Below are 23,773 nucleotides of genomic sequence, written 5' to 3' on the forward strand. Positions count from 1 at the left end.
CACCGTTGGTCCCCCTAACCTCGCACGCCCCGGCGGCGCGAGGAAAGACCCGGGGGATCCATTACTACCCAGCCGTCCCGCCGGTGATCCCTGTCGCGTCGTCGGTTTCCCCGGCCGGTCCGGCGGGCGCGGGTGGCTAGCATGGCCGGATGCGCGAGACGACCATCCGGCTGTTCGTGGCGGCGGCGATCGCCGAGGCCTGCTCCTGGGCCGCCCTGCTGGCCGGCATGGCCGTCAAGTACGGCCCGCCGCGCAACGAGATCGGCGTGCACGTCTTCGGCCCGGTCCACGGCGCGCTCTTCGTGGCGTACGGGCTGCTCGTGCTGGTGGTGGCCCGGCAGCGGCGCTGGTCGCTGTGGCACACGGCGATCGCGCTGGCGTGCGCCGTGCCGCCGTTCGCCACGGTGCTCTTCGAACGCTGGGCCCGCCGCCGCGGCCTCCTCGCCACCCGGGTCCCCGCCGACCGCCGGCTCACGCCCGTCGGCTGACCGCCGCGACTCACCCGGCCAGGAAGTCGCCGAGCAGGGCGGCCAGTTCCGCCGGGGCCTCCTCGGCCATGTGGTGGCCGGAGGGGATCGAGGCCGCCCGCACGTCGTCGGCCCAGTCCCGCCAGATCGCCGCCGGGTCGCCGTACAGGTCGACCATGTCGTCCCGCTCGGACCAGGCGAACAGCACCGGACAGCCGATCCGCCGGCCGGCGGCCCGGTCCGCGTCGTCCGCCGCCCGGTCCGGGCCGAGACCGGCCCGGTAGTCCTCGCACATCGCGTGCACCGTGGCCGGGTCGTGGATGGCCCGGCGGTAGTCGGCGTACGCCTCCGCGCCCATCGCCTCCGGCGAACCGCCGTACCAGGCGTCCGGGTCCGCGTTGATCACCCGCTCGGCCGGCTTGGCGAGCTGGCCCAGGAAGAACCAGTGCCACCAGCGGGCCGCGAACCGGGCGTCGCAGCGCGCCAGGGCCTCGCCGATCGGCACCCCGTCCAGCACGCCGAGCCGGGTCACCCGGTCCGGGTGGTCCAGGGCGGTCCGCATGGCCACGTACGAGCCCCGGTCGTGGCCGACGACCGCCGCCCGGGGGTGGCCCAGCGCGTCGAGCAACGCCACCACGTCGCGGGCCATCGCCCGCTTCGAGTAGACCGTGTGCGCCGGATCGCTCGGCGGCTTCGACGAACCGCCGTACCCGCGCAGGTCCGGGCAGATCACGGTGTGCCGGGCGGCGAGCAGCGGCGCGACCCGGTGCCAGGTGGCGTGGGTACGCGGGTGCCCGTGCAGCAGCACCACCGGCGGCCCGGAGCCGCCGTGCCGGACCCGCAGCCGGACCGGGCCGAGGTCGATCTCCGACAGGGTGAATCCGGGGAACATGAGCGAGCCGGTGCCCCGGGCGGCGGAGGCGGAAACCTCAGCCGAGGGCCGAACAGGCGGCGACACCCGCGACCAGCAGCACGCCGAGCACCGCCTGGAGCAGCAGCGCCGGCCCCAGATGCGACCAGACCGTCGCGGTACGCGGGGTCAGCAGCTGGCCGGTGGTCAGGTTGACGATCCGCTCGATTCGGGGCGGCAGGTCGGCGTCGCGCTGCGGGCGCAGGGTGAGCTGCACGTGGTCGCCGGGGTGCAGGGCGCTCTGCGGCAGGTGGCCGTGCAGTTCCACCTCCACCAGCCGGTCGGCGGCGTCGCGCACCCGCACCGGGGTGACCAGGAACTCGGGCCCCTGCTTCAGCTCCTTGAAGCTGCGCCGGGCGCCCCCGCCGCCGCTGCTGAGCAGGGCGCGCACCACGCGGAGCAGCAGCCCCACCACACCCGCGGCGGTCAGCACCGCGACCAGCACCGGCTGCCCCACCCGCACCTCGCGGGCATAGCCCTCCAGAAGGCGGACCAGCCGGCCGGTGACGATCCGTTCCGTCGGGTGGACGGTGCGGCGAATGTGCAGCTCCGTGTCCATGTTCACCACCGAGAGTTCCGTCGCGTTCACTGATCGTATCGATTCTCCGGGTTGAACGACGTGAATGAACGCCGGTCACGCGGCCCGGCCCACAAGGTGACATCCGGAGTCGCGCGGGTATGCGTGCGGCCGAGCTGGAAAGGGGTCGAGCATGCAGCTGTCCTTCCTGCGCCCGCTCTACGACCGTCCCGGGCCCTGGTGCTCGGTGTACATGGACGCCTCCCGGGACACCCACGACGCGCGTCCGCAGGTCGACCTGCGCTGGCGCGCGCTCAAGGGCGACCTCATCGGGCAGGGCGCCGACCAGGCGACCGTCGAGGCGGTCGAGGAGGTGGTCCGCCGGCACCAACCGATGCCCGGCGACTACGGCATCGCGGTCTTCGCCAACCGGGGGCGGGTGGTGCTCACCGAGTACCTCTCCGCGCCACCGTTGCGCGACCTGGGGAGCTGGTCCGCGCTGCCGCACACCATGCCGCTGGTGGCCCAGCGCGGCGAGCAGATCGCCTGGGTGCGGGTGCTGGCCGACCGGACCGGGGCGGACGCGGTCGCGGTCAGCGCCGGCGGGGTCCCGCGCCGGGCCTCGGTGAAGGGGCGGGAGAGCTGGCAGCTGCGCCGGGTGCAGCCGGGCGGCTGGTCGCAGTCCCGCTACCAGCGGGCCGCCATGGAGGCATGGCACCACAACGCGGGTGACGCCGCGGCGGCCACCGCCGAGCTGGCCGACAAGGTCGGCGCGGACGTGGTGGTCGTCGCCGGTGACATCCGGGCCACCGGGATGATCGCCGCCCAGCTGCCGGAGCGCTGGCAGGACGTGCTGGTCCGCACCGACGCCGGCTCCCGCGAGAAGGTCGGCTCCGACGACATGCTGATGGACGACATCACCGTGCAGACCATCGCCGAGGTCGCCGACCAGCGGGTCGCCACCGCGCTGGACCGCTTCGGCGTGCAGGAGGACGTCGGCGCCGGTCTGGAGGCCGTGGTCTCCGCCCTGCAACGCAACCAGGTCGACACCATGCTCATCGTCGACGACGCGTCCGCCGACGGCGAGCTGTGGGTCGGGCCCGAGCCGACCGAGATCGCCACCGACCCGCGGCAGTTGGCGGCCATGTCGGTGGCCGACCCGCAGAAGGTACGCGCCGACGCCGCGCTGCTGCGCGCGCTGATCGGCACCGACGCCGAGCTGACCGTGCTCGCGCCGGAGGAGGCGCCGGAGCTCACCGACGGGGTCGGCGCCGTGCTGCGCTACGTCGACGCCAGCACGCCCGGGCGGGGCAATGGCTGACCGCACCGTGGCCGACCTGGTCGTCGAACGGATGCGGGCCTGGCGGGTGCCCCGGGCCTTCGGTTACCCGGGGGCGGCGATCGCGCCCCTGGTCGACGCGCTCGACGCGGCGGGTGGGGATCCGGAGTTCATCCCCGCCCGGCACGAGGAGACCGCCGCGTTCATGGCCACCGGGCACGCCAAGTTCACCGGCGAGATCGGGGTGTGCCTGGCCACCCAGGGGCCCAGCGCGGTGCACCTGCTCAACGGCCTCTACGACGCCAAGCTGGACAGCAAACCGGTGGTGGCGATCGTCGGCGAGGACATCACGGGGCCGCTGGGCGGGGCGCACGAGGAGATCGGGCTGAGCCGGCTCTTCGGCGACGTCTGCAACCAGTTCGTCCGCTACGGCCGCACGCCCGAACAGGTGCCGGGCCTGCTGGACCAGGCGTTCCGCACCGCGGCGGCGACCCGCAGCCCGACCTGCGTGGTGCTGCCGTACTCGTTGCAGGTGGCCGCCGTCCCCGACCTGCTGCCGCAGGTCGCCGGCGTGATGTCGGCGACGCCGGGCGAGCCGCTGGCCCGGGTGCTGCCGCACGACGTCGACCTGGACGCCGCCGCCTCGCTGCTCGGCGCCGGCCAGCGGGTGGCCATCCTGATCGGCCAGGGCGCGCACGGCGCGGCCGAGGAGATCGTGGCCCTCGCCGACCGGCTCGGCGCGGGCGTGGCCACGTCGCTGCTGGGCAAGCCGGTGCTGGACGAGCGCCTGCCCTTCCACACCGGCGTGCTCGGTGAGGTCGGCACCACGGCCGCCGCGCAGCTCATGGGTGGCTGCGACACGCTGCTCATGGTGGGCACCAACGACCCGTGGACCGACTGGTTCCCGATGCCGGGCCAGGTCCGCACGGTCCAGATCGACATCGACGGTCGACGCATCGGCACCCGTTACCCGGTGGACGTGCCGCTCGTCGGTGACGCCGCGGAGACGTTGCGCGCGCTGCTGGCCCGGGTGCCGGACCGCCCCAACGCCCAGTGGCGGGGCGTCGTGGAGAGCTCGGTCGACCGGTGGCGGGAGGCTGCCGCCGAGCGGGCCGCCGCCCCCGCCGAGCCGATCAACCCGCAGCTCGTGCTGCAGGAACTCTCCACGCGGGTGCCGCGCCGCGGCTCGATCGCGGTGGACGTCGGCTCGGTCATCTACTGGTACGCCCGGCACCTGGAACTGCCGCCGGGCGTCCGGGCACAGCTCTGCGGCACGCTCGGCTCGATGGGCTGCGGCCTGCCGTACGCGGTGGCCGCGAAGCTGGCCCGGCCGGACGAGCCGGTGATCGCGCTGCTCGGCGACGGGGCCATGCAGCTCAACGGGCTGGCCGAGCTGATCACCGTGGCGCACCACTGGCAGGAGTGGCGGGATCCCCGGCTGGTGGTGCTGGTGCTGAACAACCGCGACCAGTCCGGGATGGGCGGCGGCCGACCGCCCGGCGCGTTCGCCGCCCGGCGGCCCGACGTGCCGTACGCCGGCTGGGCCCGGCTGCTCGGCCTGCACGGGGTGCGGGTGGACCGCCCCGACCTGGTCGGTCCCGCCTGGGACGAGGTGCTCGCCGCGGACCGGCCCAGCGTGCTGGAGGCCGTGGTCGACCCGGCGGTCCCGCTGGATCCGCCCGAGCCGGCCCTGGCCGACCTCCGCGGGCTGTTCGCCGACGGGGACGCCGCCCGGCGGGTACGGGAGCGGGTGCTGGATACGGGGACAGCCGTCGAGGCGGGGGACCTCGTCTAGAGCCACCTCCACACCCTGCTCCGGCAAGGCCCGCGTTGATCATGAAGTTGGCGCCCCTGGAACCGCTTTCCGGGGGCGCCAACTTCATGATCGACGCGTCTGCCCGCTGCTGGCCGGTCGCGGGCGGGAATCGGCTCGGCGCCCTCGTTCCGCCCCCGACGGCAGGGGGCGGCGGAACGGATCCGGTGCGTGCCGCGCGCGGTGCCGCCGCCCGCCCGGCGATTGGCCCGACCCGTGGGGGGATGCCCCGTTTAGACCCCAGAGGGACGGGAAGCCGGGCCGCGTGGTGAGCGAACGAGGCAAGGTGGGGTCGGTGCGCAAGGTGCCCGTGGGGTCGACGGCCGACGGCGGGTTGGGCGGCGACCGGGTGGTGGCGCTGGGCAGCGCCGCCCGCCTCCTGGTCGCCGTGACGGCCCGGGCGCTTCGCGGCGACGACTGCGGCGACCTCGGTCAGTCAGGCCCCCTGTCCCGCTTCACCGGAGCCCCGGAGCCGGTCCGCCGCGCCGCCGCGGCGCGGGCCGCCGGCCGGTCCGCGCTCACCCCCGCCCAGGTCGCCGAGGTGGACCTCGAACGGGTTGCCGCCTGGTTCGTCGGCCAGTACCCGGCCCGCCGCTGGCCCGGAGCGGTGTTCGGCTCGCCGCACGGCGCGGCGGCCCACCTGGCGGTGGCGCTCGGGGTGCCCTGGCTGCCCGCCGGGTTCGAGATGGCCGCGCACTGGACCCGGGGGGCGGTGGACCGCCCGGACGCCGCGCTCGACCACGGGGCGGCGCTCGCCGGCCGGCTCCTCGCCGGCAACGCCCGCGTGCACGTCCGGCAGGTGCACTGCCCGGCCAGCCGGGGCGCGTCGGCGGGCGCCACGGTGACCCTCGCGCTGCGCTGGCGCGCGCTGCCCGCGGCGTACGCCCGGTTCCTGGCCGAGGGTCTGGAGCCCGGGGCGCCGGTGCTGCTGCTGCACGACGCGCGCACCTGGCCGGTACGGGACGACGGGAGCGGGCACAGCTTCCAGGTCGGGTCCCCGGCCAGCGGGCTGGACCCGGTCGACTTCCACCCGGACGCGCACGCGCTGCGCCAGGTGCTCCGCTCGGCCGGCGGTGACGGGGCGCGCTGGATGCCGCCGGACGTCACCTCCCCGGCGTCCTTCGCCGAGAACGGCGTGGAGTCCGCTTTCGAGCACGACGCCCGGGAGTGGGGCGGCCGGCACGGGCACCCGCTGCACCGGATCGTCGTCCCGCAGCCGGACGCGCTGAGCGCGGCGACCGCCGACCTGTACCGGCGCTGGCTGCGGCGGGCCGGCAAGACCGGTGACCGCCTGGTCGTCGAGTGCGGCCGGCTGCTCGACCCGTGGCAGGTGCTCCGGGCCGGGCTGGTGCCCTACTGGTGCGAGAACGCGACCCGCCGGCGGGTGCAGGGGGTGGAGTGGTGGCTCGCCGGCAGCGAGCCGTTCAGCTCGGTGGACGTGCTGCCCGAGCCGCCCGGGGTCCGCTCGCCGGCGGTCGCGGGGCTGCCCCAGTGGCTCGCGGTGGCCGGGTTCGGGCGCCGCCGCCGGGCCCTGGACCGTGGCTCGGCGCGCGGCTACCCGGTCGCCGCCGTACCCACCCGGCGTGCCACGGAGGTGTTGCGCAACCAGCCCTACGACCTGCCCGTGCCGCCGCCCCTGGGGATGGCCGAAGCCCTCGCCGCGCTGCGCGACGCGGGCGCCCACCAGGGGTTGCTGGTCTCCTGACGCGGGTGGCCGGCGGGTCGCCGGCCAACCTGGCGAAACATCCTCGCGATCCTGCGGTCCGTGATTGAGTACCTACGGAGCGGGAACACCGCTCGCCGCGGAACGGCCCACGACGCCGTGCGGCGGGCGGCCGCCGCTTCCGGCGTTCCGTCACGTAACCCAACTTCCGGCCCGGTGCGTGGCCCGACCACGCGCACGACCGGTTCCGATCCGGGCGGGGGACCTTCCTGAGGGAGGCGCGGATGTTCGGACAGACCACCACAACCACACCACCACCCACCGAGCGGGGCCTGGAGGACCTCGACGCGGCGGCGTTGGCGTACGCGGCACGGATCGCCGGCCTGCCACCGGAGCGGCGGCAGGAGGCGCGGGACGATCTGGTCCGCTTCGCGCTGCCCTTCGCCGGCCGGCTGGCCCGCCGTTACCGGGGCCGCGGGGAACCGCTGGAGGATCTGGAGCAGGTGGCCCGCCTCGGCCTGGTCAACGCCGTCGACCGGTACGACCCGGAGCGGGGTTCGTTCACCGCGTACGCGGCCATCACCATCGTCGGCGAGATCAAACGGCACTTCCGGGACCGCACCTGGGGCGTGCACGTGCCGCGCCGGCTGCGCGACCTGATCCTGGAGGTCGGGCAGGCGACCGCGGCGCTGACCAGCGAGCTGTCCCGGGCGCCCACGGTCGCCGAGCTGGCCGAGCGGCTGGAGACGCCGGAGGAGGAGATCCTCGCCGCGCTGGAGTCGGCCGCGGGCTACAGCCCGGCCTCGCTCAACGCGCCGGTCGGCGGGGAGAGCTCCGCCGAGTTCGGCGACCTGGTCGGCGAGTCGGACAACGCCCTGGAGTCGGTCGACGACCGGGTCACGGTCAGCGGCCTGCTGCACCGGCTGCCCTGGCGCGAGCGGCGGATCCTCGCCATGCGCTTCTACGGCAACCAGACCCAGGCGGAGATCGCGGCCCGGTTCGGCATCTCGCAGATGCACGTCTCCCGGCTGCTCTCCCGGGCGCTGACGTGGCTGCGCCAGGCGATGCTCGCCGACGCCCCGCCACCCTGGCAGAACGGCGCGGCCGAGTCCGAGCCGGCCAAGGCGAGGATCTCGGTGCGGCAGAACGGCGACCGGGTGGTCGTCGAGGTCGGGGGAGAGGTCGACCGGGACGGCGCGGACCAGCTCCGCAAGGCCATGCTGGAGGCGGTCACCGGGCAGCCCCGCGAGGTGGTGGTCGACCTCGTGGGCGCGGGCGGCTTCGACGCCGGCGGGATCGCCGCGCTGATGGCCGGTCGGGACGCCGCCGCGCGTACCGGGGTGCCGCTGCGGCTGACCCGGGTGCAGCCCGCGGTACGCCGCTCGCTCGCCGCGGCCGGCCTGCCCGCCGCCGACTGACCGATCCGGACCGCGCCGGCTCCCGTTCACCGGGGGCCGGCGCGGCGCTGTCCGAAGGGGTCCGGCTGCGGCGCACGCGTGATCCGATGCCGGGAGAGCCGGCGCGACGCGGTGTTCGAAGGATCGCTGCCGCGTACCCGATGCGGAAGGGCCGGCGCCCGACGGCGCCGGCCCTTCCGCGGTGTGGTCCGGTCAGTCCTCGTCCTGGTGCCCGCGGGGGTGTTCCCAGCGGGGGTTCGACGGCGTGCTGCGCTGCGGACCCAACTGGGTCTCGTCCGGCTCGACGGTCTCCTCGAAGCTGGGCCGGCGCACCTCCTCCGGCTCCGGCACCTCGACCGGCCGCGCGCCCGACTGCGGCGCGGGCTGGAACTCGACGGCCTCGCGGGCGCCGTGCGCGCCCTCGGCGGCCGGCGACTCGGGGACGTGCCGCTCGCGGTGCAACTCCTCCATGAAGTGCTGCGGTGGCTTGGTGGTGCGCTGCGGCAGGTCCCGGCCCAGGTCGGAGACGAGCGGGCCGTACTTCAGGTCGAAGGCCGGCCGCTCGGAGCGGATCCGCGGCATCCGGTCGAAGTTGCGCAGCGGTGGCGGGCAGGTGGTGGCCCACTCCAGCGAGTTGCCGAAGCCCCACGGGTCGTCGACCGTGACCTTGGCGCCGTACCGCCAGGACCGCCAGGCGTTGTAGATGAAGAACAGGGTGGACGCGCCGAGGATGAACGAGCCGATGGTGGAGATCTCGTTCAGACCGGTGAAGCCGTCACCGGGCAGGTAGTCGGCGTACCGCCGGGGCATGCCCTCGGCGCCCAGCCAGTGCTGCACCAGGAACGTCATGTGGAAGCCGATGAACATGGTCCAGAAGTGCATCTTGCCCAGCCGCTCGTCGAGCAGCCGCCCGGTCATCTTCGGGAACCAGAAGTAGACCCCGCCGAACGCGGCGAACACGATGGTGCCGAAGAGCACGTAGTGGAAGTGCGCGACCACGAAGTACGTGTCGGAGACCTGGAAGTCGGCCGGCGGGCTGGCCAGCAGCACGCCGGTCAGGCCTCCGAACAGGAAGGTGACCAGGAATCCGACCGCGAAGAGCATCGGCGTCTCGAAGGTGATCTGCCCCTTCCACATGGTGCCGATCCAGTTGAAGAACTTCACGCCGGTGGGCACCGCGATGAGGTAGCTGAGGATGCTGAAGAACGGCAGCAGCACCTGCCCGGTGACGAACATGTGGTGCGCCCAGACGGTCATCGAGAGCACGGTGATCGCGATGGTGGCGAGCACCAGACCGGTGTAACCGAAGATCGGCTTGCGGGAGAAGACCGGGATGATCTCGGTGATGATGCCGAAGAACGGCAGCGCCACGATGTAGACCTCGGGATGGCCGAAGAACCAGAACAGGTGCTGCCAGAGCATCGGACCCGCGGTGGTCGGGTCGTAGACGTGCGAGTGCAGGAGCCGGTCTGCGCCCAGCGCGAGGAGAGCGGCGGCGAGCAGGGGGAACACGAAAATCACCAGGACGCTGGTGAGCAGCAGGTTCCAGGTGAAGATCGGCATCCGGAACATCGTCATGCCCGGCGCGCGCAGCGTGATGATCGTCGTGATCATGTTGACCGCGCCGAGGATGGTGCCGAGGCCGGAGACGACCAGCCCCACCACCCACAGGTTCCCGCCGACCCCCGGGCTGTGCTGCGCCGTGCTGAGCGGTGTGTACGCGAACCAGCCGAAGTCGGCGGCGCCGCCCGGGGCGGCGAAGCCGCCCAGCACCATCGTCCCGCCGAACAGGTACAGCCAGTACGCGAAGGCGTTCAGCCGCGGGAACGAGACGTCGGGTGCGCCGATCTGGAGCGGGACGATGTAGTTGCCGAAGGCGAAGACCAGTGGCGTGGCGAACAGCAGCAGCATGATCGTGCCGTGCATGGTGAACAGTTGGTTGTACTGCTCGGGGGAGACGATCTGCATTCCCGGCCGGCCCAACTCGGCCCGGAGCAGCAGCGCCAGCACGCCGCCGATCAGGAAGAACGCGAACGAGGTGATCAGGTACATCAGGCCGATCAGCTTCGCGTCGGTGGTGCGCAGCAGCCGCCACAGCGTGTTGCCCTTGACCGCCTCCCGGACCGGGCCGGGATAGCCGCCGAACTGGGCCGGGGCGAGGATGGCCGGCCCCCGGTCTCGTGGCTCCGTGACTACCCGTTCAGGCATGGCTTCTCACCCCGTGTGACGACAGACAGGACGGGCACGCGTACCCGACCCTCTGCCCATCAAACCAGGCGAGAGCGGAGAATTCGGTCAGTTCGCCGGCAGCATGGCCCAGACCACCTTGCCCGCGCCCGCCGGGCTGCTGCCCCAGCGCTGGGCCAGCTCGCGGACCAGCATCAGCCCGCGCCCGCCCTCGGCGCGCAGGTCCCGGTCGGTCACCGCCCGCGGGTCGGCCGGGCTGCCGTCCATCACCGCCACCCGCAGGTACGGGCGGCGCAGGGTCAGCGTCACCTGCATGGGGGTGCCGGCGTGCCGGACGACGTTGCCGACCAGTTCGCTGAGGACCAGCGAGGCCGGGCCGGCCAGTTCCGGGATGTTCCACCGGCCGCACGCGTCGGTGACCAGCTCGCGGGCCCGACGGCAGGCCCCGGCCACCGGCTCCAGGCGGGCCCGCAACCGGGGGTCCGCCACCGAGCCGGCCAGCGCGGTCGCCTCCGCGCAGTCGGGGCGCACCGGCACCACCCGGCAAGCGGTGGTCTCGGCGAGCCAGGCCGCCGTCTCCGGCGGCGGGGCGCACAGCACGACCGGCACGGCCGGCCAGTCCGCGGCCCGGCGGGCCGCGGCGGCGAAGACGGACAGGGCGAGCGGGTCCGTGACGTCGAGCTTCTCCAGGTCGACCACGAGGGCGTCCGGCTGCGCCGCCAGGCAGTGCTCCAGCACCGTGTGCACCGAGCGCATCGTGGCCAGGTCGAGCGCGCCCGCCAGCCGTACGACGGTGACCTGCGACTCGTCGCGGACCTCGCACCTGATCCGGGTGGACATGCAGGCCCTCGTTTCCGTCTCGTCGGGAGAACCTGGGAAGTACCCGGGCCCGGGGCGGGTGAAACCGGACATCCGCCCCGGGGCGGGCCCGCTCAGCGACGATTCCGGTCCCGCGTGGTGAGCAGCCCGAGGGCGATCATGCCCACCCCGAGCAGGAAGTGCAGCCAGTTGTCCGCGCCGTTGAGCGGGATGAAGTTCGCGCCGCTGTCGTGGTCGACCACCACGCCGTAGAGCCAGAGCACGAGGTAGATCGCGCCGCCGCCGATCAGGAACGTCCGGGCCCCGGAGACGGTCCGGGCCAGCAGCAGGCCGGCGACGCCGAACAGCAGGTGCACGATGTTGTGCAGCACCGAGACCTGGAACAGCCCGAGCAGCTTCGCGTCGGAGTCGTGTCCGGCGAACTTCAGGTCGCCGAAGTGGGTGGTGATGCCCGGGATGAAGCCCAGCACGCCGATCACCAGGAAGAGCACGCCGACGGTCGCCGCGGCCCGGCGTACCGGCGCCCGGCCGTCGGCCGGGTTGCGACGCCCACGGGAGTGCGCCATCGAGTTCGTCATGCCGGCCTCCTAGCTGACAGGGACCGCGCGGCTTTCCCCGGGCCGCCGGGGGCAAACGCACACCCGGCCCGGACCGTCCGGGGACGGTCCGGGCCGGGCACGGTACGGCTCAGGCCAGCTGCAACGGCCGCGTGGCGAGCTGGCGGACCCGCTGGTACAGGTCCACGTACCGCTGGGCCATCAGCTCCGGGGTGAAGCGGGTGGCCGCCTCGCGCCGGCACTCGCCCTCCTCGAGCAGCCCGGCGGCCAGCACCAGCTCGCCCAGCTCCTCCTCGTCGGTGGTGAGCAGCCCGGTCCGGCCGTGCTCGATCAGTTCCGGCAGGCAGCCCCGGGCGGTGGCCACCACCGGCGTGCCCAGCGCGAGCGACTCGACCACGGCGGTGCCGCCGGGCTCCTCCCAGCGCAGCGGGAACAGCGAGGCCCGCGCCCCGGCCACCAGGTCGTCGCGCTCCTGCCCGGCGACGGTGCCGACCCAGCGCACCAGGTCGCCGTCGACGTGGGGGGCCACCTGCTCGTAGAAGAACCGCACGTCCGGGTTCTGCCGGGCCTCGTCGCCCGCCGCGGCCAGGTCCTCGGGCCGGTGGTACGGGCCGACCGGGCCGGCCAGCACCAGCGGGAAGCCGACCTGCCGGGCCAGCCGGGCGCCCAGGTCCTGCCCCTTGCCCGGGTTGATCCGGCCCAGGATGACCACGTGCTCGCCCTTCTCCACCGCCGGGCGGCGGTCCGCGCCGACGGCGAGCGGGGTGGAGAGGTGCACGTGGCCGACCGAGTGCTCCTGGAGGGCCCGCGGCGCCCGGGCGAGCTGCGAGGCGGACACCCCGTTGACCCGGACCCGGTCGCCGCCGTCCAGGTTGCCGTACAGCTCCGGGTGCTTGGCCAGGTCCCAGTGCAGGGTGTGCAGCGCCGGCGGGGCGTCCGGGCCCATGGCGGCCAGCGTGGCCAGCCCGACCGCCTCCACGTGGTCGTGCACCAGGTCGATGTCGTCGCGGCTGTGCAGCGCGCGGACCACCCCGTTCAGGTGCGCCTGGGACACCCCGCAGACCTGGTTGTAGGGCCGTTGCAGGGCGTGGAACTGCCCGTCCGGGAAGACCGAGATCTTCTCGTCGACCGGCAGGGTGCTGCTCTCCACCGAGGCGAGCACCACCCGTACGCCGAGCTTGCGCAGCTCCGGCACCAGGGTGGCGACCACGTTCTCGATCCCGCCGTAGCCGGGCGGCGGCACGGACAACCAGGGACCCGCGTTCATCAGGACGGTGAGAGTCATCGTGCGTTGTCCCTTTCCTCGGCGGCGCTCAGGTGGTTCACGGCGTCGTCCCGGTTCCCGCGCTCACGCCGCGACCCGTCGCCGCGGCACCCGATGGCGCAGCTGCGCCAGCGGCGGCCGTTCCTCGATCGAGACGTCGCTCACCACGATCTCGCGGTCCAGGTTGGGCAGCGCCTCTGAACCGCCCCGCCGGAACTGGGTCAGCAGGGCGGTCGGCTCCAGGCCCGGCACCGCCCAGCCGCGCCGCTGCAACCGGGACCAGGCGGTCAGCATGATCTGCGCCGACATCCGGCCCAACGCCGCGGTGTCCTGGTGGCGGTGCTTGCGCTCACCCAGGTCCACCTGGGCCAGCGCGTCCAGCCCGACCAGCTCGAGCAGGTCGATGAGCATGGCGGTCTCGACGCCGTAGCCGGAGACGAAGGGCACCCGCTCCAGCACGTCGCGGCGGCCCGCGTACTCGCCGGCGAGCGGCTGCACGAAGCCGGCCAGCTCCGGCCAGAACAGGTTGAGCAGTGGCCGGGCCATGAGCTCCGTCACCCGGCCCCCGCCGTCGGCCTCCACCCCGGTGGCCCCGACCAGCGGCCGGTGGTAGAAGCCCTTCACGAAGTCGACCGACGGGTCGGTGAGCAGCGGCCCGAGCAGCCCGGTGACGAAGTGCGGCCGGAACTCCCGCAGGTCGGCGTCGATGAACGCGACCACGTCGCCCTCGGCGGCGGCCAGCCCGGCCCAGAGCGCGTCACCCTTGCCGGTGAGCCGGGGCAGCCCGCGCGTCATCGCGTCCTGGCTGACCACCTCGGCGCCGGCCGCCCGGGCCACCTGCGCGGTCCGGTCGGTGGACCGGGAGTCCACCACGATCAGCTCGTCCACGAGCGACACCCGGTCCATGAGGTGCTCCCGGATGGTCGACACGATCGCCCCGACGGTCGCCTCCTCGTTGCGCGCCGGCAGCACCACGCTGACCCGGCTCGCGCCCTTCGCCCGCAGCAGGCGCCGGGTCGGCCAGTTTTCGGCGGACGTGGTGCGGTAGGTGGCCCAGGCCTCCACCACAGGTGAGACGATCGAATCTGTATCCCGCACAGGCACACCCCCAGGTTGTGGCGGAACCACGGGCTTCTGGTTTTCCCAGTTCGGCGCCCGCGCTAACCGGATCATGCCTAACAGCTTGATCACGCCCTGGGTACCGGCCGGTTCCCGCCCGGTGAACGTTTGATTGCGCGCCCGTCCGCGTTTGACCACGGGGCCGCCCGGGGAGTGCTCTCGGCAGTCTGTCGTAGCGGTGAGAGGGACGAGAATATGCGCGCGTGCCGGGTGGGACTGGTCGGAGCCGGCGGGGTGGCGCAACGCCACGCCCGGGTGTTGACGGGCTTCGACGACGTGGAACTGATCGGGGTCACCGACGTCGCCCCGGACGCCGCGGAGGCGCTCGCCGGCGCGCACGGCGCCCGGACCTTCCGCGACGTGGACGAACTGCTCGCCGCCGGCCCGGACGCGGTCTACGTCTGCGTGCCGCCGTTCGCGCACGGCCCGGTCGAGGAGGCGGTGATCGACGCCGGGGTGCCCATGTTCGTGGAGAAGCCGGTGGCGGTGGACCTGGAGACCGCCGAGCGGGTCGCCGCGCTGGTCGAGCGGCGCGGCCTGCTCACCGGGGTCGGCCACCACTGGCGCTACCTGCACGTGGTGGAGGAGGCCCGGCAACTGCTCGCCGACCGTCCGGTGCGGATGGTCAACGGAGCCTGGTTGGACAAGGTGCCGCCGGTCGCCTGGTGGGCGCGGCAGGACCGGTCCGGCGGCCCGGTCGTCGAGCAGGCCGCGCACGTGCTGGACCTGGTCCGGCTCCTCGTCGGCGAGGCGACCGAGGTGACCGCGTACGGCGACGGCGCCCCGCCGCCGGTGGAGGGCGCGGACATCGACTCGGTCACCGCGGCCACCCTGCGCTTCGCCTCCGGCGCGGTCGGCACCCTCGCCGCGGCCTGCGTGCTCGGCTGGAAGCACCGGGCCGGGCTGGAGATCCTCGCCGACGGGCTGGCCCTGTCGCTGGCCGAGGACGGCCTGACCATCTGCGACGCCGACGGCGAGCGGCACCTGCCCGCCGACCCGGACGGCGCCCGGATCGCCGTCGACCGGGCCTTCGTCGACGCCGTCCGGGGGATCGGTGACGACGTCCGGGTTCCGTACGCCGAGGCGCTGCGCACCCAGCGGCTGGCCCTCGCGGTGGCCGAGTCGGCGCGTACCGGGCGGGCGGTGGCGCTGCCCACCGGGCCGGCCGCGCGTCTCACCGCCGCCGTCGCCGACGCGACGCCGGCCGAGCCGACGGGGGTGACGATCGATGCGTGACCGGGTGGTGGTGGTCAGCGGGCCGGGCCGGGTCGAGCTGGTCGAGCAGGACGCGGCCGAGCTGCGGGAGGGCACCTTCCGGGTGGAGACCCTCTACAGCGGGGTGTCCGCGGGCACCGAGCTGAGCTACGTCAAGGGCACCAACCCCTACCTCCACGTCACGTGGAACGCCGACCTCGGGCTCTTCCAACCCGGTGAGGCCAGCACGCCGTACCCGGTCACCCGGCTCGGCTACATGCAGGTCGGCCGGGTGGTGGAGAGCCGCACCCCGGCCGTCGCCGTGGGCACGGTCGGCGCCATGACGTACGGCCACCGCAGCGGGTACGTGGCCGACCCGGTCGCCGAGCGGTTCGTGCCGCTGCCCGACGACCTCGACCCGGTGCTCGGCGTCTACGTCGCGCACATGGGCCCGATCTGCGCCAACGGCCTGCTGCACGCCGCCGCCGACCTGTGCGGCACCGACGTCCGCTCGCTCGGCGACGGGGTGCGCGGCCGGCGGGTGGCGGTGGTCGGCAGCGGGGTGGTCGCGCTGCTCACCGCGCTGTTCGCGCGGCGGCACGGTGCCGCCTCCGTGGTGGTCCTCGACCCCACCCCGGCCCGGCGCGAGGTGGCGGAGGCGCTCGGCCTGGAGACCCTCGACCCGGACGCCGACGACCCGGCCGTGGTGCTGAAGACCCGCTGGAACCACGCCGCCGGCGACCGGGGCGCGGACGTGGTCTTCCAGTGCCGGGGCCAGGACTGGGCGCTCCACCTCGCGCTGCGCCTGCTGCGCCCCCAGGGCACCGTGATCGACCTGGCGTTCTACCAGGCCGGCGCGGACGCGGTCCGGCTCGGCGAGGAGTTCCACCACAACGGGCTGTCGCTGCGCTGCGCCCAGATCGGCCGGGTGCCACGCGGGCTGGCCCCGACCTGGGACCGGGAGCGGCTCTCCGCGGAGACCATCGAGCTGCTGCGCCAGTACGGCGACCTGATCCGCAAGCACCTCGTCTCCGCGGTGGTGCCGCTGGAGGAGGCGCCGGCGCTGCTCACCGACCTGGCCGAGCGGCGCCGCTCCGAGCTGCAGGTGGTGCTCACCGGCTGAGCCTGGGCGCGCCCGGTTACCGTGCTGCCATGACCACCGAAGCCGGGAGCCCGCCCGGGCTCGCCGCCCTGCTGCCGTACCTGCGCGCCCACCGCGGCACCCTCGTCGCGGTGGGCGCGTTGTCGTTCACCGGCGCCGGGGCGGCGCTGGCCCAGCCCCTGCTCACCCGGGGCGTGCTGGACCGGATCACCGCCGGCCGACCGGCCGCCGGGCTGGTCGTCGCCCTGGTGGCGCTCGTGGTGGTCGGCGCGCTGCTCGGCGGGCTCCGCGACTACCTGCTCCAGCGCACCGCCGAGGGCCTCGTGCTGGGCACCCGGCGGCGGCTCGCCGGCCACGTGCTGCGGCTGCCCATCGCCGAGTACGACCGGCGCCGCACCGGCGACCTGCTGTCCCGGGTCGGCGCCGACACCACGCTGCTGCGGGCGGTGGTCACCTCCGGCCTCTTCGAGACCGTCACCGGGGCGGTCATGGTGCTCGGCGCCGGCACCGCCATGCTGTTGCTGGACCCGCTGCTGTTCGGGGTGACCCTGGCCGCCGTCGCGGTCGGCGTCGGCTTCGCCCTCACCGTCGCCCGGCGGGTGCGCGGGCTGGCCCGCCAGGCCCAGGAACGGGTCGGCGAGATGACCTCCGCCGTCGAGCGGGCCATCTCGGCGGCCCGGACCATCCGGGCCAGCCGCGCCGAGCGGCGGGAGACGGACACCGTGACGCGGAGCGCGACCGAGGCGTACGCGGCCGGGCTGCGGGTGGCCCGGGCCCAGGCGGTGGTCGGTCCGGCCAGCACGGTCACCGTCCAGGGTGCGTTCCTGCTGGTGCTGGCCGTGGGCGGGGCCCGGGTAGCGGCCGGGGCGATCAGCGTGGGCGACCTGGTGGCCTTCGTGATGTTCCTGTTCTTCCTGGTGCTGCCGCTGGGGCAGGCGGTGCACGCGTACACCCAGTTGCAGAGCGGGCTCGGCGCGCTGGCCCGGATCGAGGAGATCCTCGCCGTGCCGGGGGAGGGGGCGGACGACCCGCCGGGCCCGGTGACCGCCCGGCCCGCCGCGACCGGGCCGGCGGCGGTGGAGTTCGACCGGGTCGGCTTCGGCTACCCGGGCGGGCCCCCGGTGCTGCACGAGGTGAGCTTCACGGTGCCGGCCGGCACCCGCACCGCCCTGGTCGGCCCGTCGGGCGCCGGCAAGTCCACCCTGCTCGCCCTGGTCGAGCGCTTCTACGAGGTGACCGGGGGCGCGCTGCGCCTGGACGGGGTGGACGTGCGGGACCTGCCCCGGGACGCGCTGCGGGCCCGGCTCGGCTACGTTGAGCAGGAGGCGCCGGTGCTCGCCGGCACGCTCCGGGACAACCTGCTGATCACCGCGCCCGAGGCCACCGACGACCGGCTGCTCGCCGTGCTCGACGAGGTCAACCTCGGGCACCTGGCCGAACGGACGGCCGACGGGCTGGACGTGCAGGTCGGGGAGGGCGGCGTGCTGCTCTCCGGCGGGGAGCGGCAGCGGCTGGCCATCGCTCGGGCGCTGCTGGCCGGGCCGCCGGTGCTGCTGCTCGACGAGCCGACCAGCAACCTCGACGCCCGCAACGAGGCCGCGCTGCGCCGGGCCATCGACGCCGTCGCGGTGCGCCGCACCCTGTTGATCGTGGCCCACCGCCTCTCCACCGTGGTGGACGCCGACCAGATCGTGGTGCTGGACGGCGGCCGGGTGGTCGCCGTCGGCACCCACGACGAGCTGACCTCGACCAGCCCGCTCTATCGCGAGCTGGCCACCCACCAGCTCCTCGTCGGATGATCGCCAAAAAGCCCTGACCTGCGGAAACAGGTCGCAATCCGGACACGGCCCGGCACCCGCGCCGGGCGGGGGTCACAATCGGCTCCGGTTCGCGTACCGTTGCCGCTCATGGGTGTGTCGCAACGTCTGAAGAGCAGGTTCCGGCGGTTCCTCGAGCGCCCGGGGACGACGGTCGACCTGGCCCCGCTGGAGAAGCTGCTGCCGGCGATCGAGGCCCGCGAGGCGGAGCTGGAGAAGCTCTCCGACGCGGAGCTGACCGAGGCGGCCGGGCAGGCCGCGGGCTACGAGGAGATCTGTGCGATCGGCCGCGAGGCGGCCCGCCGCGGCCTCGACCAGCGGCCGTACGACGTCCAGCTGCTCGGCGCCATGGCGCTGCTCTCCGGCAAGGTCGCCGAGATGGCCACCGGCGAGGGCAAGACGCTCACCGCGACCATCGCCGCGTACGGGCACGTCCGGATGGGCAACGGCCCGGTGCACGTGCTCACCGTCAACGACTACCTGGCCCGCCGCGACGCGGAGTGGATGGGCCCCGTCTACACCCTGCTCGGGCTCACCGTCGGCTGGGTCAACGAGGCGTCCACCCCCGAGGAGCGGCACGCCGCCTACGCCTGCGACGTCACCTACGTGTCGGTCAGCGAGGCCGGCTTCGACTTCCTCCGCGACCAGCTCGTCACCGACCTGGCCGACCGGGTCCAGCCGGCGCTGAAGACCGCGATCGTCGACGAGGCCGACTCCATCCTCATCGACGAGGCCCGGGTGCCGATGGTCCTGGCCGGCGCGGTCCCCGGCGAGCAGGACCCGGTGCACGCCGCCGCCGCGCTGGTCCGGGGCCTGCGCAAGGGCCGGCACTACACGATCGCCGAGGACGGCCGCAGCGTCGCCTTCACCTCGGCGGGCCTGGCCACCGTCGAGGCGAAGCTCGGGGGCATCGACCTCTACGACGAGGAGCACGTCGCGCAGCTCTCCGCGGTCAACGTGGCGCTGCACGCGCACGCCCTGCTGCACCGCGACGTCGACTACATCGTCCGGGAGAAGTCGGTCGAGCTGATCGACGAGATGCGCGGCCGGGTGGCCCAGCGTCGCCGCTGGCCGGACGGGCTCCAGGCGGCGGTCGAGGCCAAGGAGGGCCTGGACGCGACCGCCGAGGGTGAGGTGCTCGGCACCATCACCGTGCAGGCGTTCATCGCGCTCTACCCCATGGTCTGCGGGATGACCGCGACCGCGGTCCTCGTCGGCGACCAGCTGCGCGAGTTCTTCGGCCTCGAGGTGGCGGTGATCCCGCCGAACACCCCGTGCATCCGCGAGGACGAGCCGGACCGGATCTACGCCACCCGGGCCGAGAAGGAGGAGGCGCTGATCGACGAGATCAGGCGCTGCCACGAGGCCGGCCGCCCGGTGCTGGTCGGCACCCTCGACGTCAAGGAGTCCGAGGGCCTCGCGGCCGGCCTGCACGCCGCCGGGGTGCCCTGCGTCGTCCTCAACGCCAAGAACGACGACGAGGAGGCGGGGATCATCGCCGAGGCCGGCGCGTACGGCGCGGTGACCGTCTCCACCCAGATGGCCGGCCGGGGCGTGGACATCCGGCTCGGCGGCAGCGACCAGGCCGACCGGGAGCGGGTCGCCGAGCTGGGCGGCCTCTACGTGATCGGCAGCGGCCGGCACGACAGCCGCCGGGTCGACGACCAGCTCCGTGGCCGGGCCGGCCGGCAGGGCGACCCGGGTGGTTCGGTCTTCCTCGTCAGCCTGGAGGACGACCTGGTCGTCCGGCACGCCGGCGACACCGTCCCGCCGTCGCCCCGGATGAACGCCGACGGGCTGGTCACCGACCCGCAGGTCGACTACGCGGTGGAGCACGCCCAGCGGGTCGCCGAGGGCGTCAACCACGAGATCCACCGCAACACCTGGCGCTACAGCGTGGTGATCGAGCAGCAGCGCAAGGCGCTCGCCGAGCGCCGCGAGCGGCTGCTGACCAGCGACATCGCCGCGCTGATGCTGCTGGAGCGGGTGCCGGAGAAGGCCGGCGAGATGGACGAGGACCTGCTGGCCGAGGTGGCCCGGTCGATCGCCCTCTACCACCTGGACCGGCTCTGGGCCGAGCACCTGGCCGAGCTGTCGGAGGTGCGCGAGGGCGTGCACCTGCGGGCGCTGGGTCGCCTCGACCCGCTGGACGAGTTCCACCGCAGCGCGGTGCCGGCGTTCAACGCGCTGATCCCCGAGATCGAGGCGCGCACGATCGCCACCTTCGAGGAGACCGAGTTCGAGGACGGGTGGGAGCCGGACGCCGCCAAGCTGGTGCGGCCGACCGCCACCTGGACCTACCTGGTGCACGACAACCCGTTCGGCTCCGAGCTGGACCGGCTGATCGCCTCGGTGGGGCGGCGGCTCATCTCCGGCTCCCGCTGACCGTCCGCGAGGGGTCCCTTCCGGTGCGTACCGCGCCGGAAGGGACCCCTTTGCGCGGTTTCGATCCCGGTTTGCGAGGGTAGTAGGCCGGGGCTTCGAGTCAGGGAGAGAGTGAATCATGGGACAGGCAACGGCGCCGGACGGGCACACCGCGTGGACGGGCGCGGCGGTGGCGGAGGCCGTGGCCCGGTGAACCTCGACACGCGGGAGCTCATGATCGATACGCTCGGGGTGCTGGAGACCGCCGCGCTGCTGCGGGAGCTGACCGCCGGCCTCATCGCGGTCGCCGGCTTCGACGAGGCGCTGGACCGGCTGGTCCGGATCGCCCGGGACGCCGTACCGGGGGTGGACTGCTGCGGCTTCACGGCGCTGCGGGCCGGTGAGCCCGCCGGGGTTGCCGCCTCGGACCCGGCTCGGGCGGAGCTGGACGACCTGCGGCACGGCCCGGACACGCCGGCCATGACCGCGATCCGTCGGCGCGAGATGATCACCGCCGCCGACCTGGCCGCGACGTCACGGTGGCCGGCCTGGACGGAGCGGGCCCGCGGGCTCGGCGTGCACGGGGTGATCTCCGCGCCCGTGGACGTGGACGAGCAGGTCATCGGCGCCATCAACCTCTACGCCGAGTCGGCCGGCGCGCTCACCCCCCGGCACCAGCTCACCGCCATGCTGCTCGCCGAGCACGCCGGGCTGCTGCTGGCCGCCGCCCGGGACCGGGAGCGGCAGGCCGCCCGGGCCGGCCAGCTCGACACCGCGCTGCTGGCGAAGGGGGTCGTCGGGCAGGCCGTCGGCGTGATCATGACGCAGCGCGGCTGTCCCGCCCCGGAGGCGCTGGACGTGCTCCGCAGCGCCGCGTCCTCGTTGGACATACCGCTGCGCGAGGTGGCCGAGCGGCTCGTGCTCACCGTCTCCCGGCCCCGGGACAACTGAGCGACATTCGTTTCGCCCCGGTGGGCCTCGGGTAGCACCCTGGACTGGTGAGCTGATCCGACCTGGGGAGGAACCGATGGAGAGCCGGCTGCGCGTGCAGGGCCATCCGATCCAACCGATGCTGGTGACGTTCCCGTTCGGACTCTTCGTCAGCGCCGCGGTCTTCGACCTGGCCGACGTGGCCGGCGGCCCGGCCTTCCTCGGCGAGGTGGGCTACTGGACGGCGGTCGCCGCGCTGGTCGCCGCCGCGCTCACGGCGGTCGCCGGGATGGTCGACCTGTGGGACGTGCGGGCCGACCGGACCCGCCGGACCGCGATCACGTTCAACCTGGTCAACGCCGCGATGGCGGGGCTGTTCCTGGTCACCTGCCTGATCCGGGCGCGGGCGCCGCAGCGCGGCGCGACCGGCGGCGAGGTGGCCACCGAACTGCTCGCGCTGGCCGTGGGCTCGGTGGGCGTGTGGCTGGGCGCCCGGCTGATGCGCCAGTTCGACCGGGGCCGGGCCGCCGAGCGGGCCGGCTTCGAGGCGCTCCGCGACATTCCCGGCGCCACCGTGGAGATCATCCGCCCGAAGGCCTGAAAACGCCTTGCCGCCGGCCGCCCCCGGCCGCCAGGCTCTGCCGGTGAGCACGGTGCGGAACGCCGACGAGTTGATCGCCGAGGGCGCGGCGGCGCCGGTCGAGGGCTGGGACTTCGCCTGGCTGGCCGGGCGGGCCACCGAGGAGCGCCCACCCTGGGGCTACGCCCGCCTCGTGGGCGCCCGGATGGCCGGCGTCCACGCCGCCCTGGACATCGACACCGGCGGGGGCGAGGTGCTGGCCGAGGTCCCCGCCCCGCCGCCGCTGCTGGTCGCCACCGAGGCGTGGCCGCCGAACGTGCCGGTCGCCCGGCGGACGCTCGGCCGGATCGGGGCCGCCGTGGTCCAGGTGGCCGACCGGCCGCCGCTGCCGTTCCGCGACGCCTCGTTCGACCTGGTGGTCAGCCGGCATCCGGTGCAGACCTGGTGGGACGAGATCGCCCGGGTGCTGCGCCCCGGCGGCGGCTACCTGTCCCAGCAGATCGGCGCCGGCACCGTCCGCGAGCTGAGCGAGGCCATCCTCGGGCCGCTGCCGCCGCCGTCCAGTCGCCACCCGGAGCAGGCGGTCGCCGCCGCCGAGGCCGCCGGGCTGACCGTGGTCGACCTGCGCACGGCCACCCTGCGGACCGTCTTCCACGACGTCGGCGCGGTGGTCTGGTTCCTGCGCAAGGTGGTCTGGACCGTGCCCGCCTTCACCGTCGACCGCTACCGGGCCGAGCTGCGCCGCCTGCACGAGCGGATCCGCGTCGAGGGGCCGTTCGTGGCGCACGCCCGGCGCTTCCTCATCGAGGCCCGGCGCCCCTGAACCGCCCGGCGTCAGTGCGCGGCGCCGTGGTGGGCGGCCAGCACGTCGGCGCCGAAGTCGCTGGCCGGGCGGCGCAGCACGGTGTGCGCGTGGTTGCCGTCCTCGGTGGTGTTGTCGTACTCGATCAGCAGGTCGTCGCCCTGGATCCGGTAGTAGTGCCGCTGCCCCGGCCCGACCGGGCCGGCCCAGGCGAAGTGCAGCTCGCCGCCCGCCAGCCGGCCCGCCTCCCGGGCGGCCAGCTCCGGCGGGAGCCGGTCCAGGTAGAGCGCCACGAGCCGGTCGAGCAGCGCCCGGCCGGTCGGGGTGAGCCGGTCCCGGGGCACGCCGAGCGGGTCGAGCCGCCCGGGTGCGCCGGGCCGGGTGGCGCTGATGATGTCGGCCGGCGCCTCGTCGGCCACGACCGCGGCGGCCCGGCCCGCCGGACCGAGCGCGTCGAGCAGCTCCCGGGCCAGGTCCTCCTCCGGCCCGAGCGGCCGGGAGACCGGCCGGCCGGCGTGCCGGACGGTGGCCGGGTTGGCACCGAGGAAGATCGGGGCGGGGGAGACCTGGTCGTCGACCACCGTCATGCTCACCGACAGGTGGTGACCCTCGAACCGCCACGCCCACCGGTCGTCGCGCGCCGGGTCGCCGAAGACGGCCACCCAGTAGTCGCCGCTGTGCCGGCCGCGCCGCCAGCCCTCCGCCCGGTCGAGCACCTCCTCCAGCGCCACCACGGCCATGGCCTGGGCGTACGCGGCGGGGCTGAGCGCGGTGGCGAGCAGCCGGTGGGCGGCCTTGCGGGCGGTGACGTCCAGGTCGGCGAGGCTGGCGCCGGGCCGGGGCCGGGGCCGGTACTCCAGCCACCGGCGGGCCGGCTCGTCGTCGAAGTCGTGCCGGGCCCGCTGCCGGGCCGGCTCGTCGAGCGCGGCCAGCAGCGCGCCGGCCGCCGCGCGCATCTGCTCGGGTAGGGGATCCTCCACCGCACCTGTATA

20 protein-coding genes are annotated in these 23,773 nt (G+C 74.6%); 12 read left to right on the forward strand and 8 right to left on the reverse strand.

The window, feature by feature from the left end; all coding sequences use genetic code 11:
- The first annotated feature begins 149 nt into the window (after positions 1–149).
- Positions 150–488, forward strand: coding sequence for a DUF3817 domain-containing protein (locus IEY96_RS09495; protein ID WP_189194438.1), 339 nt, complete (start codon positions 150–152; stop codon positions 486–488).
- Between the two features lie 10 nt (positions 489–498).
- Here IEY96_RS09495 and IEY96_RS09500 read toward each other — a convergent pair whose 3' ends face one another.
- Positions 499–1,359, reverse strand: coding sequence for an alpha/beta fold hydrolase (locus IEY96_RS09500; RefSeq protein ID WP_189194439.1), 861 nt, complete (start codon positions 1,357–1,359; stop codon positions 499–501).
- A 37-nt stretch (positions 1,360–1,396) separates the two neighbouring features.
- Entirely contained in the window at positions 1,397–1,945 is a 549-nt protein-coding gene (locus IEY96_RS09505; protein WP_189194772.1) for a hypothetical protein, read from the reverse strand.
- Between the two features lie 142 nt (positions 1,946–2,087).
- Here IEY96_RS09505 and IEY96_RS09510 point away from each other — a divergent pair, with 142 nt between their 5' ends.
- The 4 genes from IEY96_RS09510 (at position 2,088) to IEY96_RS09525 (ending at position 8,067) form a co-directional block, all read left to right on the forward strand.
- A complete protein-coding gene (locus IEY96_RS09510) occupies positions 2,088–3,215 on the forward strand; it encodes a baeRF2 domain-containing protein (RefSeq protein ID WP_189194440.1) in 1,128 nt (375 codons plus the stop codon).
- Positions 3,208–4,968: a thiamine pyrophosphate-binding protein gene (locus IEY96_RS09515; RefSeq protein ID WP_189194441.1), complete on the forward strand. Its 1,761-nt coding sequence runs from the start codon at positions 3,208–3,210 to the stop codon at positions 4,966–4,968. The genes IEY96_RS09510 and IEY96_RS09515 overlap by 8 nt, the downstream gene beginning before the upstream one ends.
- A 313-nt stretch (positions 4,969–5,281) precedes the next feature.
- Entirely contained in the window at positions 5,282–6,691 is a 1,410-nt protein-coding gene (locus IEY96_RS09520) for a hypothetical protein (protein WP_229791490.1), read from the forward strand.
- 242 nt (positions 6,692–6,933) lie between these two features.
- Entirely contained in the window at positions 6,934–8,067 is a 1,134-nt protein-coding gene (locus IEY96_RS09525) for a SigB/SigF/SigG family RNA polymerase sigma factor (RefSeq protein WP_091308995.1), read from the forward strand.
- Positions 8,068–8,259: 192 nt separating this feature from the next.
- Here the strand turns inward: IEY96_RS09525 and ctaD are convergent, their stop codons facing one another.
- The 5 genes from ctaD to IEY96_RS09550 all read right to left on the reverse strand — a co-directional run bounded on the left by ctaD (position 8,260) and on the right by IEY96_RS09550 (position 13,938).
- Positions 8,260–10,254 (reverse strand): aa3-type cytochrome oxidase subunit I, encoded by a 1,995-nt coding sequence (ctaD, locus tag IEY96_RS09530; protein ID WP_189194442.1) that lies wholly within the window; start codon positions 10,252–10,254, stop codon positions 8,260–8,262.
- An 87-nt stretch (positions 10,255–10,341) separates the two neighbouring features.
- Positions 10,342–11,073 carry an ATP-binding protein gene (locus IEY96_RS09535; RefSeq protein WP_189194443.1) on the reverse strand — a complete coding sequence of 244 codons (732 nt, stop codon included), beginning with the start codon at positions 11,071–11,073 and terminating at the stop codon, positions 10,342–10,344.
- A 92-nt stretch (positions 11,074–11,165) separates the two neighbouring features.
- Entirely contained in the window at positions 11,166–11,630 is a 465-nt protein-coding gene (locus IEY96_RS09540) for a DUF4383 domain-containing protein (protein WP_189194444.1), read from the reverse strand.
- A 109-nt stretch (positions 11,631–11,739) separates the two neighbouring features.
- On the reverse strand, positions 11,740–12,894 hold the full coding sequence (locus tag IEY96_RS09545; RefSeq protein ID WP_189194445.1) for a glycosyltransferase: 1,155 nt from the start codon (positions 12,892–12,894) through the stop codon (positions 11,740–11,742).
- A 63-nt stretch (positions 12,895–12,957) separates the two neighbouring features.
- Complete coding sequence (locus IEY96_RS09550; protein WP_229791531.1) at positions 12,958–13,938, reverse strand: glucosyl-3-phosphoglycerate synthase; 981 nt, start codon at positions 13,936–13,938, stop codon at positions 12,958–12,960.
- 249 nt (positions 13,939–14,187) lie between these two features.
- Here IEY96_RS09550 and IEY96_RS09555 point away from each other — a divergent pair, with 249 nt between their 5' ends.
- The 7 genes from IEY96_RS09555 to IEY96_RS09585 all read left to right on the forward strand — a co-directional run bounded on the left by IEY96_RS09555 (position 14,188) and on the right by IEY96_RS09585 (position 22,802).
- Positions 14,188–15,228 (forward strand): Gfo/Idh/MocA family protein, encoded by a 1,041-nt coding sequence (locus IEY96_RS09555; RefSeq protein WP_189194447.1) that lies wholly within the window; start codon positions 14,188–14,190, stop codon positions 15,226–15,228.
- The gene (locus IEY96_RS09560) at positions 15,221–16,309 is read left to right on the forward strand and encodes a zinc-binding dehydrogenase (RefSeq protein ID WP_189194448.1); all 1,089 of its coding nucleotides are present in this window, start codon (positions 15,221–15,223) and stop codon (positions 16,307–16,309) included. The genes IEY96_RS09555 and IEY96_RS09560 overlap by 8 nt, the downstream gene beginning before the upstream one ends.
- Positions 16,310–16,338: 29 nt before the next feature.
- Positions 16,339–18,087, forward strand: coding sequence for an ABC transporter ATP-binding protein (locus IEY96_RS09565; protein WP_189194449.1), 1,749 nt, complete (start codon positions 16,339–16,341; stop codon positions 18,085–18,087).
- Between the two features lie 108 nt (positions 18,088–18,195).
- Positions 18,196–20,490, forward strand: coding sequence for an accessory Sec system translocase SecA2 (gene secA2 / locus IEY96_RS09570; RefSeq protein WP_189194450.1), 2,295 nt, complete (start codon positions 18,196–18,198; stop codon positions 20,488–20,490).
- Between the two features lie 213 nt (positions 20,491–20,703).
- Complete coding sequence (locus tag IEY96_RS09575; protein WP_189194451.1) at positions 20,704–21,420, forward strand: GAF and ANTAR domain-containing protein; 717 nt, start codon at positions 20,704–20,706, stop codon at positions 21,418–21,420.
- 76 nt (positions 21,421–21,496) lie between these two features.
- Complete coding sequence (locus IEY96_RS09580) at positions 21,497–22,000, forward strand: DUF2231 domain-containing protein (protein ID WP_189194452.1); 504 nt, start codon at positions 21,497–21,499, stop codon at positions 21,998–22,000.
- Between the two features lie 52 nt (positions 22,001–22,052).
- Entirely contained in the window at positions 22,053–22,802 is a 750-nt protein-coding gene (locus IEY96_RS09585) for a class I SAM-dependent methyltransferase (protein WP_229791532.1), read from the forward strand.
- 11 nt (positions 22,803–22,813) lie between these two features.
- Here IEY96_RS09585 and IEY96_RS09590 read toward each other — a convergent pair whose 3' ends face one another.
- Positions 22,814–23,761 carry a DUF3500 domain-containing protein gene (locus IEY96_RS09590; protein WP_189194454.1) on the reverse strand — a complete coding sequence of 316 codons (948 nt, stop codon included), beginning with the start codon at positions 23,759–23,761 and terminating at the stop codon, positions 22,814–22,816.
- Positions 23,762–23,773: the final 12 nt, after the last annotated feature.

This window comes from Micromonospora fulviviridis, from assembly GCF_014648395.1.
Taxonomy (GTDB): domain Bacteria; phylum Actinomycetota; class Actinomycetes; order Mycobacteriales; family Micromonosporaceae; genus Micromonospora; species Micromonospora fulviviridis.